An 11,061-nucleotide genomic window follows, 5' to 3' on the forward strand; every position below is an offset into this window, starting at 1 on the left:
ATCATCTCCTGACGGGGAGCCGCTGGGACACCGGGAGGGCGGTGCCCCAGCGGCCGGGGTCGGTGCTGAACGGCAGGGTCGGCAAGCCCAGCACCTCGGGGGCTCGTTAGGCTGCGGCCGCCTGTTCGACCGGATGGACGGCACGCAGGCTGATCTGGACGGTGTTCCAGAAATTGATCGCGGCGATCGCGACGGTCAGATAGGCGATTTGCTTGTCGTCGAAATGCGCCTTCAGCAGCTCATAATCCTCGTCTGGCGCACCCGTTTCGGCGATGCCGGTCAGCGATTCCGTCCAGTTCAGCGCGGCGCGCTCGCGGTCGGTGTAGAGCGGCGATTCACGCCAGGCGTCGAGCAGGTGAATGCGCATGTGGCTTTCGCCATGCTTCACCGCGTCGGTGACGTGCATGTGAATGCAGAAAGCGCAGCCGTTGATCTGCGATGCGCGCAGCTTCACCAGTTCGAGCAGGCTATGTTCGACGCCCGAATTTTCGAACGTCGCTTCGACGGCGAGCATCGCCTTCATTGCATCGGGGGCGGCCTGGAAAATATTCATACGCGGGGTCATCGATATTCTCCTTATTCTTCGGGGTGAATTACAGCGTAGAGGCGGAGCGCGACGGTGCCTTCCGGGCGTCGGCGACGGCCCATATCGAGAGCAGCGCCGTGAGGATCGCGGGCAAGGTCACCGCGCCAAAATCGCGCGCGAGCGCATCCGGCCCGCAGATGCCGACGGCGACTTCCCAGAAGTGGAACAGCGCGTGGCCCCAGAGCCAAAGGCTCGCGGCGGTCCACAGCAGCACGCGATATTGCGGGCGGAAGGCGCCGACGAGGAGCGCGGTTCCGACGAACAGGAAGATCAGCCCGATGTCACGGATGAAATGCTGGTTGAACGGGCCGGTCGTCGTGACGCCGGGAACCGCGAGATACCAGTCGGCGGGCGACCAGAGCATGAACAGCCCATTCGCTTCGGCGCCGATGCCGAGGATCACGGCCGTCCAGATACAAATCGTCTTGAGCATGATGATCTCCCCTTGTGATCGATGATATTTATTTCTTCGGCGGCGGCGGGACGTTTTCGAGCCACCAGTCGAAGCGCGTGGAACCGAGCTTGGCATCGGGGCCGGGGATCAGCGAGTCATCCTCGAGCCGCAGGCCGAAATAGCGCGCCTCGGGGTCGACCACGATCGGGCGCGTATCGCCGTCGAATGCCATCACCTTGCCGACGACTTCGTCGAGGTGGAATTTTTCGGGTCCGCCGACCTCGACGGTCCCGCCCGCGGGTTCGGCGAGCGCGACCGCGGTCACCGCATCGGCCACATCCTCGGCCGCCATCGGCTGAATGTAGGCGTGCGAGAGGTGGATTTCGTCGCCGACGACCGCCGATTGGCCGATGCCGCGAAGGAATTCCATAAACTGCGTCGCGTGGATGATCGTGTAGGGAATACCGCTACCCCGGATCAGTTCTTCCTGCGCCTGCTTCGCGACGAAATAGGGGCTGCCGCCCATTTTTTCGGTGCCGACGACCGACAGCGCGACATGATGGCCGACACCCGCCGCTTTTTCGGCCTCGGCGACATTCTTGCCGGCGGTCTTGAAGAAATCGATCGCGGCCTCGTCGAAGGTCGGCGAGTTGGCGAGATCGACGACCACCTCGGCGCCTGTCAGGACTTCGGCAAGCCCTTCGCCGGTCAGCGTGTTGACGCCGGTGTTGGGCGCGGCGGCGACGGCCTGATGCCCGAGTGCGTTCAGTTTGCTGACGACCTTTGAACCGATAAGCCCGGTTCCCCCGATCACGACGATCTTCATGACACTTGCCCTTCCAGTGCTTCGACGCGGTTGCGTCCCTTGCATTGGAAGTAGCCGAGCGGCCGCGCGGGCTGGAGACCTGAGAGGTGCGAAAGCCAGTGTACCATCTGGTCTTTGTGATGCGTTGGTACAATCAGGCGGTCCAATCTCGGACCTTATCGGGCAGGGATCGCCCTGCTCCAATAACTCCATCGAGACGGATCGCGCACCCTCCCCCTCCCTGCACGGCTCGTCTCGACCGCATCGGCACAACGTTGTGAACTTTGTGGAGCCGTGTTAATCGGACGCGACAGAGATGATGAACGCAGGGATTTTTCCGTTTTCTCCCTGCGGCCAACGAATTGGCAGGCGAGCATCCTACCTGTCCGGCTCCCTTTTTCCCGAAGGCCGATTACCCGTTCGCGAGCGTATCGCGCGCGACGCGTTGCAACGCCGCCGCCTGTGCGTCCGAGAGCCCCAGTTCGTCGGCGCCCTTCTCCTTTGCGCCCAGCGTCGTCGGATCGACGCCGGTGATCGCGCCGAAGGTAACGAGCGCCGAGAGATAATAGCCCGCGACGCTGGCGTGATAATGGTCGTACGCCCACAGATCGAGCTGGCCGTAGCCGATCCCGTCATAGGGATTGGGGTCCGCCACGCCTTCGGTCATCGCGCGGTTCCATGCCTGGCCGACCGGCACGATACCCGCCACGGACGGGGTGGCGGATCGTGCGCGGTCGGCCGCGGCGCGGAGGTCATCGGCCATCGCCGTCACCGGCTTTCCGTACCAATGCCCCCCGGATTTGTAGATCTGGTCGGCGCGCGTCCATGTCGCGGCGAGGCGGATGTCGACGGCGGGATTGCGCGCCTTGAACAGCGCGGCGAGCCGGTCGACGTTGCGCATATAATCCGCCGGATCGCCCGGTTTGTCACGGTCGAGCGTGCTGAATTCCTGCAACACGACAACATCCCACGGCCGGTCGAAGAGCTGGCGCCGCTCGTCAAAATGGAAGCCCAGGGATTTGCCGCCCTGTGTTTCGAGGCTGACCCGATAGTCGAGCCCCGCCTGCTCGGCGAAGAGCTTGAACAACGCCGGCACGCCGCCATAGTCGGCGTTGTTGAGATCGGTAACCGACCCCGCGCGCCAGTTGCGCGCCGCCGAATGCGCCCCCTGCGTGAAGCTGTTGCCGATAAACAGGATCGTCTTCGGCGCCGCCTTCGGGGTGACGGATGGGGTCGCGCCGGCGGCGGTCGGCGCGGGCGCGCTCTCCTTTGCCGTTGCCGCCGGCGCGACGGCGAGCGCGGCAGCGCCGATCAGAAACCAGATGCCGTGCCCGTATGTCATATCAAAACTCCGTGGTGACCGAGGTGTACCAATAACGGCCAGAGGGGTTGTAGAGCGACCCCAGATAGCCCTCGGACGAAAGCGGCGGCTTTTCGTTCGTGATGTTACGCACCCCGACACGCCAGCGCATGTCGCCGCCCAGACCGTCGGCGTCCTTGACGCGCACCTGCGCATAAAGATTGCCGGTGACCTGCGACTTGACGCGCCACGGGTTGCCATCGGCATCGACGAAGGCGGTTTCATCGACCGCTCCGGTGTAGCGCGCGAAGGCGCCGATCTGGAACTGCCCGAGCGACCAGGTGAGCGACGCGGTGCCGCGCCATTTCGGGCGGCCATTGGCCTCGATCAGATTCTGGGTCTCGGGCAGCGGCGTCGCGGGGTTGATCTCGCCGGCTTCGGCAGCCGCGACCAGCATGTCGACCGCATCGCCCGGCGCGCGCGAGAATTTGAGCAGCCGCGTCGCGTTGACCGAAAAATCGAACTTGCCGACATCGGTCTTCGGCGATTGCCAATAGAAAGCGAAATCAAGCCCGCGGACGGTCTGCGGCAACAGGTTGACGAACTGGTCGCGGACCGTGTTGATCCGCCCTACCGGCGTAATGCCCGTTCCCGCGAAAGCCGCGATATCGTCGGCGTTGGCGGCGTCGCGAATGACGTTGGGGTTCGACGATCCCTGCAGGCGCAGCAGATAGTCGAGCGCGACGGCGGTATCGTTGCCGAGGATGCCGACGATGCCCTTTTGCTTGATCGACCAATAATCGACCGTGAAGGTTATCCGCCCGAGGTCGGGCGACAGGAAGGTCGGCTCGAACACCGCACCCAGATTATAGTTGGTGCTCTTTTCGGGCTTCAGATCGGGATTGCCCGAGACGCGGCGCGAATAGCCGACATTGTTGCCGCAAGCGGTGAAATTGGGAATCCGCCCGGCGCGCAGATCGACCTCGCAGCGCAGGAAATCCTGGCTGGTCGCAAGGCGCGCATATTCGACCGCGTTGACCTGTTCGAGGTTCGGCGCGCGGAAACCCTGCGAGAAGGAGCCACGGAAACGAATACCGTCGACGACGTCCCACGCCGCGGCAATTTTCGGCCGCGCGACGCTGCCGAAATCGCTGTAATGTTCGTAGCGGCCGGCAAGCTGGACGTCGAAACGACGGACGAGGGGGATGTTCATCTCCTCCGACACGAGCGGCACCGCGAGTTCGGCATAGCCGGCCGCGACCGTCCTTTTGCCATAGGTGTCGGGGTTGTCGCTGACCGCTGCGGCGTCGCTGATCGTCACCGCGCCCGACACGGCATCGATGAAGGGGCTCGATCCGTCGACGGCGGAATCGCGATCGTCGCGCTGCGTCTCGCGCCGCACCTCGAGGCCGAAGGCAACGCCGACATCGCCGCCGGGCAAGGCGAACAGGTCCGGGCGCGAGGCGCGGAAGTCGCCCATCGTCAGTGTGGTTTTCGACCGGCGCCGAAGCTGGAAGGTAATCGCGTCGATCGCCGCCTGCGAGCTCGGGGTGCAATCGCCCGAGCTCAGGCTGTCGATGCAGCCGCCGTTGAACGGGTTATAGGCGTCGGGGGTCGCGAGCGCGAGGCTCTGCTGGAGCGCCGAGCTGCGAACCGCAAGGCTGCTGTCGACCGCCGAGGCTTCGGAATAGACGAAGGCGCTGTCCCATTTGAAGCCCGCAACCTCGCCGCGGACGCCGATCAGGCCGCGCAGCTGCTCGCCGGAGACTTTCACCGCCTGCGGCCCGGTATCGACGAAGCGGTAGGTGGTCAGCAGCACCGGCAGGCCGGCGGCGGGCACATTGGTCAGGTTCGCAATGCGGTTGGGATTGGGCTGGCCGCCCACCGTCGTCGCACCGAACGGATTGTAATAGTTGCTGGCGGGAATCCAGATCTGGTTGAGGTTGATCACCGGCGGCTGGATGCGGGTCGTGTTCGAGCGGTAATAGCCGAATTCGCCAAACAAAGTCAGATCGTCGGTGACGTCGTAGTGGCCATTCACGAATGCGTTGTAGCGCTTCACGCTGGGCATCACGGTGGTCCCTACCGCGGTGTCGTAACGCAGGTCGCGAAACGCGTTGTTGGTCGCGAGCGCGGTGTTCACCAGACACAGATCGGCGGTGAGCGCTTGCGTGCAGCCGCCCAACCGCGTCGGACGAACCGTGAATGCGCCGGCTGCGGTGGTCAGGTTCGTCGTGCCGCGGCGCGGACGGCCGCCGGTGACGGGAACCTGCAACGCCGGCCACGCCCCGCGCGTCGCGCGGGCGTCGGGGGTCTGCGAGTCGGCGAAGTCGGGATCATCCGCAAACAGCGGCCGAAGGTTCGCCGACGCAGTGAAATCCTGATCTTCTGCGCGCAGCGCCGAGCGGTCGGTATATTCGAACGAGAGGGTGATATTGCCGCGGTCGAAACTCTTGCCGGCGAGGATATTGCCCTGGAATTCGCGCAGATGCGTGCCCTCGGCGCCGCCATATTGCGCCTGCATCCTGAGGCCGTCGTAATTATCCTTGAGCACCGTGTTGACGACGCCCGCGACGGCATCCGAGCCGTAAAGCGCGGCGGCGCCATCGAGGAGCACTTCGAGCCGCTGCAGCCCCGTCGTCGGGATCGCGTTCGAGTTGTAGCTCAGCACCGGGACGGTGCCGGTGTCCGACAGCCCCTGGCTCGCCGGATGGGTGACGATGCGGCGGCCATTGAGCAGCACCAGCGTGTTGCCGACGCCGAGCGAACGCAAATTGACCGAGCCGACGTCGCCGCGCGCGGCGTTGCTGGTCTGCGCATTGTTGCCGGGGTTGAAACTGACGTCGCCCATCTGCGGGATGTTGCGGATCAGTTCATCGCCGCTGACCGCGCCGATCGCGTCGAGCCTGTCCTGGCCGACGACCACCACGGGCAGCGCCTCGGTGACGCGCGCGCCCTCGATGCGCGAACCGACGACGACGATATCGCCGACGGTTTCGCCATCGGGCTGCGGCTCGGCGGCATCGGTTGCCTCGGCGGCCGGATCGGCTTCGACGGTTTGGGCCTGTGCGGGTGCGCCCGCGAGAAGGCAGATCGCCGTGCTCGCCAGAAGCATTGTTCCAAAACTGCGCCTCATCATCATTCTCCCCAATTTTATTGTTTGAATTTCTATATCTTGTTGATCTCAATCGCTGTCGGTCTCGACCGGCGGCGCCGCGAGCGGTGCGGGCTCACCGTTCAGCGCGCGGTTGAGGGCATCGCGGTCGAGCGCATTTTCCCACATGGCGACGACGATCGCGGCGAGTGCGTTGCCGATGAAGTTGGTCAGCGCGCGGCACTCGCTCATGAAGCGGTCGATGCCGAGGATCAGCGCCAGCCCCGCGACGGGCACCGTCGGCACGGCGGTAAGCGTCGCGGCGAGCGTGATGAAGCCCGCGCCGGTGACCCCTGCCGCACCCTTCGAACTCACCATCGCGACGAGCAGCAGCGCAACCTGGTCACCGAGGCTGAGGTCGATACCTGTTGCCTGCGCGACGAACAGCGCCGCGAGCGTCATATAGATATTGGTGCCGTCGAGGTTGAAGCTGTAACCGGTCGGCACGACCATGCCGACGACGGATTTGGCACAGCCTGCCTTCTCGAGCTTTTCCATCAGGCTGGGCAGCGCGGCTTCGGACGACGAGGTGCCGAGTACGAGCAGGAGTTCGGCTTTGAGGTAGGCGATCAGCCGGAAGATCGAAAAGCCGCAGAGCCGTGCCATCCCGCCAAGGACGACGACCACGAACAGGATCGAGGTCAGATAGAAAGTCGCGATCAGCGCGCCGAGATTGACGAGCGATTCAACCCCATATTCGCCGATGGTGAACGCCATCGCGCCGAATGCGCCGATCGGCGCAAAGCGCATCAACATGCCGACGAGGTAGAAGAAGACGCTCGACAGCTTTTCGAGCATGCCGAGCACCTGCGCGCCGGCGGCGCCGGTGTGCGACAGCGCGATGCCGAACAGGATCGCCGCGAACAGCGCCTGCAGGATCGACCCCGAGGTCAGCGCCGAGACGAAGGTCGTCGGAATGATCGCGAGCAGGAAACCGACGAGCGAGGTGTCGTGCGCCTTGGCGTCATATTCGGCGATTTTCGCGATCGCGCCCGGATCGAGCGTGCTGGGGTCGATATTCATCCCCGCGCCGGGTTGCACCACATTGGCCACGATCAGCCCGATGATCAGCGCGAGCGTCGAGAAGAAGAGGAAATAGGCGAAGGTCTTCGCCGTCAGGCGCCCGAGCGTCTTGCCGCTGCCGACCGATGCGATGCCGGTCGAAACTGTGAGGAAGATCACCGGCGCGATGATCATCTTGACGAGGTCGATGAAGCCCTTGCCAAGCGGCTGGAGCTGGACGCCGACGTCGGGCCATAAATGGCCGAGCAGGACACCGCCGGCAATCGCCGCGAGCACCTGCACATAGAGATGCGACCACCATGGCCCGGACTTGGCCGGCGTGTGCACCGCGTTCATGTCGATCGTGGCTGCCACCAGCCTCTCCCCATATTTTGCGTCCGGCTCGACGCGGACCAGGGTGTTCCCGGCCTTTGGCTAAAAATAGAGGCGACATGGAATCATCGTCAAACGCCACGGGAAATCTAACCAACCTATTGTTTTTATTATAAAATAGTGAACGTACCACGCTGCAAAGCATCAAACTTGTGCGAAATACCGCATACGCTCTCAAGCATTTGTGCAATAATCCGCACATGTCCGTGCAAAGCGATTCGCCCCCGATCGGACCCCATGCCAGCCGCCGACGCCTGTTCGTCGCAGTGGCGGCGGGGCTGGCGATCCTGCTCGTCGCGGGGCTCGGCCTCGCGCAATGGGCCGCGGGCCGTGCCAGCGCACAAGCCGACGTCGAGGCACGGCAGAATGCACGGGCGCACGCAAGCCTGCTCGAAAGCGAGTTGCAGAAATTCCGCCTGCTGCCGCGCGTACTCACCGAATTCCCCGACGTGCGTGCCGCGCTCGCCGACAAGAGCGATGCCGCATCGCGGCGGCTCGATCGCGAACTCGAACAGCTTGCGGCGCGCACCGACGCCACGGTGATCTATGTCATCGACGCCAGCGGAATGACGATCGCGGCAAGCAACTGGCGCGCGCCGACGAGCTTCGTCGGCGAGAATTACCGCTTCCGACCCTATTTCCAAGGCGCAATGCAGAGCGGCGAGGCCGAGCTGTTCGCGCTGGGCACGGTCAGCGGACGCCCCGGGCTCTACCTCGCGCGCCGTGTCGATGTCGGCGGGCGCCAGCTTGGCGTGATCGTGCTCAAGGTCGAGTTTGACAAACTGGAATCGCGGTGGGCGGATTCGGCGGCGGCAACGCTCGTCACCGATGCAGCGGGGATCATCGTGATGAGCAGCGAGCCGCGCTGGCGCTTCCGCTCCTTCGCCCCGATTTCGGCCGCGGCGCAGCAGCGGCTTCGCGCGACGCGCAGCTATGGCGAGGCGCGGCTCGATCCATTGCCGGTCAGCCGCGCCGGGGATGGCATTCGCGTCGGCGCGGACCTGTTCCGCGAAGCCGACGAGCGCGTGTCCTTCCCCGGCGGTACGCTCCGCCTGCTCCAGCCCGCCGAGCCAGCACGCGCCAGCGCCAATGCCACCGCGCGCGTGGCCTTCCTCGTCCTGCTGATCCTTGTCGGCGCGGCCATCATCACGCTGCTGCGCGTCGTCGAGCGGCAGACGCTGCGCCAGGCCGCGCACGAAGCGCTCGAACGCGAAGTCGCCGCGCGTACGCGCGACCTGCGCACTGCGAACGACGAACTGCGGCTGGCGTCCGAACGGCAGAGCGAAACCGATCGCCGCTATCGCGCCGCGCGCGAGGAGCTGGCGCAGGCGAGCCGTTTGGGATCGATCGGCCAGATCACCGCGGGCGTCGCGCACGAGATCAACCAGCCGATCGCCGCGATCCGGACGTTTGCGGAGAACAGCCTACGCTATCTGGAACGGGCGCAGCCCGACAAGGCACGCGGCAACCTCGATACCATCGTCGAACTGACGGCACGCGTCGGGGCGATCACCAACGAGCTGCGCAATTTTGCGCGCCGCAAGCCCACCTCGCTGGGGCCCGTGGCGGTGCAATCAGCGGTCGACGGGACGCTGCTGTTGATCGGCGACCGGCTACGCGCGCAAGGCATCGCGCTCGACGTCGAAATCGAAAATCCCGCGGCGACGGTGCACGCCGACCGCGTCCGGCTCGAGCAGGTGCTCGTCAACCTGCTGCAAAATGCGGTTGACGCGGTGCATGGGGAAAAAAATGCGCGCATCACGCTGCATGCGTACGGCAGCGACCCGGTCCATATCGACGTCTGCGATAACGGCCCCGGCGTTCCTGCCGAGCTATTGCCACAGCTTTTCACCCCCTTCGTCACCGGGCGGCCCGACGGGCTCGGGCTCGGACTTGCGATCGCGAGCGATATCATGGCCGAATTCGGCGGTACGCTGACCCTGGTCCCCTCGCCGCTCGGCGGCGCGGGGTTCCGCCTGACGTTGAGGCCGGCATGAGCTTTTTCACCGGCGAGCAGACGATCTTTTTCGTCGACGACGATGCGGCGCTGCGCGAAGCGAATGTCCAGACGCTCGACCTTGCGGGCTTGGCGGTCGAAGCCTTTCCCGATGCGCAGAGCGTGTTGCCGCGCATCGAAGCGGGCTTCTCCGGGATCGTCGTCACCGACATCCGCATGCCTGGGATGGACGGGCTCGAACTGCGCGCGGCGATCCACGCAATCGATCCCGACATCCCCGTCATCCTGATCACCGGCCACGCCGATGTCGCAATGGCGGTGCGCGCGCTCCACGACGGCGCTTTCGATTTCCTCGCCAAGCCTTTTGCCGCGGATCACCTCGTCGGCATCGCGCGCCGCGCGCTCGCGCACCGCGCGCTGATCCTCGACAACCGGCGGCTGACCGCGGCGGCAGCGGCGATCGATAGTCCGCTGATCGGCGAAAGCGCTGCGATGCTGCGGCTGCGCGAGACGATCACGCAGCTGGCGCAAGCCGACATCGATGTGCTGATCGAAGGCGAGACGGGGACGGGCAAGGAACTGGTCGCGCATATGCTCCACCGCCAGAGCCGGCGGAGCCCTGCCTCATTGGTCGCGGTGAACTGCGCGGCGCTGCCGCACGAGCTGGCCGAGGCCGAGCTGTTCGGCAGCGATCTGGTCGACCGGAGCAGCGGCAAGCTTGGTCAGGCGGGCCGTATCCGTAGCGCGCATCGCGGCACATTGTTCCTGGACGAGATCGACACGATGCACCCGTCGGTGCAGGCGAAATTGCTGCGCGTGATCGAGGAACGCGAGGTGCAGCCGATCGGTGCCAGCGCGCCCGAGCCTGTCGACCTGCGCGTCGTCGCGGCGACCAAGACCGACCTGATGGATGCGGTGCGCGGCGGCGACTTCCGCGAGGATCTCTATTACCGGCTGCACGTCGTGAAGCTGCGCATCCCGCCGCTCCGCGAACGTCGCTCGGACATTCCGCAAACCTTCGCCTTCTTCCTCGACGAAGCCGCGGCGAAGATGGGGATGGCGGGGTTCCAGATCGACGACGGCATCCGCCGCCACCTCGTCGAGCATGACTGGCCGGGCAACGTCCGCGAGCTCAAGAATTTCGCCTATAGCGTCGTGCTCGACCTGCCGTCTGACCCCGGCCTGTCGGCGATGCCCGCCGACGCGCCGCTCGCCGAGCGGGTGCGCCGGTTCGAGGCGACGATCATCCACGACACGATGGCGCAGACGCGCGGCAATATCGCCGAAACGATGGCGCGGCTGGGGCTTCCCCGAAAAACGCTCTACGACAAGATGCAGAAGCTCGGGATCGACCCCAAAAGCTTCCGCGCCTAGAGCGTGATCTTGTTTGAATGAATCGAAAGGGGATTCCCGCGCGGGCGATTTTCTGATTCAAGCTGCTGGCTGGTACGGAGGTCAGCAGGGATGAGC

At 65.1% G+C, this 11,061-nt stretch carries 8 protein-coding genes; 2 read left to right on the forward strand and 6 right to left on the reverse strand.

From position 1 onward, the window contains the following. Window positions 1-106: 106 nt before the first annotated feature. From ACREBX_RS12040 to ACREBX_RS12065, 6 genes are all read right to left on the reverse strand, one after another. Complete coding sequence (locus ACREBX_RS12040; protein ID WP_431561986.1) at window positions 107-565, reverse strand: carboxymuconolactone decarboxylase family protein; 459 nt, start codon at window positions 563-565, stop codon at window positions 107-109. A gap of 28 nt (window positions 566-593) precedes the next feature. Next, entirely contained in the window at window positions 594-1,019 is a 426-nt protein-coding gene (locus tag ACREBX_RS12045) for a hypothetical protein (protein WP_431561987.1), read from the reverse strand. A gap of 28 nt (window positions 1,020-1,047) precedes the next feature. Further along, window positions 1,048-1,806 (reverse strand): SDR family oxidoreductase, encoded by a 759-nt coding sequence (locus ACREBX_RS12050; RefSeq protein ID WP_431561988.1) that lies wholly within the window; start codon window positions 1,804-1,806, stop codon window positions 1,048-1,050. Window positions 1,807-2,197: 391 nt separating this feature from the next. Then, entirely contained in the window at window positions 2,198-3,127 is a 930-nt protein-coding gene (locus ACREBX_RS12055) for a DUF4886 domain-containing protein (RefSeq protein ID WP_431561989.1), read from the reverse strand. Between the two features lies 1 nt (window position 3,128). Beyond that, complete coding sequence (locus ACREBX_RS12060; RefSeq protein WP_431561990.1) at window positions 3,129-6,200, reverse strand: TonB-dependent receptor plug domain-containing protein; 3,072 nt, start codon at window positions 6,198-6,200, stop codon at window positions 3,129-3,131. A gap of 69 nt (window positions 6,201-6,269) precedes the next feature. Then, complete coding sequence (locus tag ACREBX_RS12065) at window positions 6,270-7,598, reverse strand: dicarboxylate/amino acid:cation symporter (RefSeq protein ID WP_431561993.1); 1,329 nt, start codon at window positions 7,596-7,598, stop codon at window positions 6,270-6,272. A gap of 236 nt (window positions 7,599-7,834) precedes the next feature. Between ACREBX_RS12065 and ACREBX_RS12070 the strand changes: the two genes are divergently transcribed. Together ACREBX_RS12070 and ACREBX_RS12075 are read left to right on the forward strand one after the other, a co-directional pair. Next, window positions 7,835-9,631, forward strand: coding sequence for a sensor histidine kinase (locus ACREBX_RS12070; protein ID WP_431561991.1), 1,797 nt, complete (start codon window positions 7,835-7,837; stop codon window positions 9,629-9,631). Then, on the forward strand, window positions 9,628-10,965 hold the full coding sequence (locus ACREBX_RS12075; protein ID WP_431561992.1) for a sigma-54-dependent transcriptional regulator: 1,338 nt from the start codon (window positions 9,628-9,630) through the stop codon (window positions 10,963-10,965). The genes ACREBX_RS12070 and ACREBX_RS12075 overlap by 4 nt, the downstream gene beginning before the upstream one ends. The last annotated feature ends 96 nt before the right edge of the window (window positions 10,966-11,061 follow it).

Origin of the sequence: Sphingopyxis sp. (genome assembly GCF_050725655.1) — a bacterium.
Lineage (GTDB): Bacteria > Pseudomonadota > Alphaproteobacteria > Sphingomonadales > Sphingomonadaceae > Sphingopyxis.

Coding starts and splice junctions, on each gene's coding strand:
- ACREBX_RS12060 (WP_431561990.1), bottom strand. CDS start 6,200: ATGCTTCTGGCGAGCACGGCGATCTGCCTTCTCGCGGGCGCACCCGCA.
- ACREBX_RS12050 (WP_431561988.1), bottom strand. CDS start 1,806: ATGAAGATCGTCGTGATCGGGGGAACCGGGCTTATCGGTTCAAAGGTC.
- ACREBX_RS12045 (WP_431561987.1), bottom strand. CDS start 1,019: ATGCTCAAGACGATTTGTATCTGGACGGCCGTGATCCTCGGCATCGGC.
- ACREBX_RS12040 (WP_431561986.1), bottom strand. CDS start 565: ATGACCCCGCGTATGAATATTTTCCAGGCCGCCCCCGATGCAATGAAG.
- ACREBX_RS12070 (WP_431561991.1), top strand. CDS start 7,835: ATGTCCGTGCAAAGCGATTCGCCCCCGATCGGACCCCATGCCAGCCGC.
- ACREBX_RS12065 (WP_431561993.1), bottom strand. CDS start 7,598: ATGAACGCGGTGCACACGCCGGCCAAGTCCGGGCCATGGTGGTCGCAT.
- ACREBX_RS12055 (WP_431561989.1), bottom strand. CDS start 3,127: ATGACATACGGGCACGGCATCTGGTTTCTGATCGGCGCTGCCGCGCTC.
- ACREBX_RS12075 (WP_431561992.1), top strand. CDS start 9,628: ATGAGCTTTTTCACCGGCGAGCAGACGATCTTTTTCGTCGACGACGAT.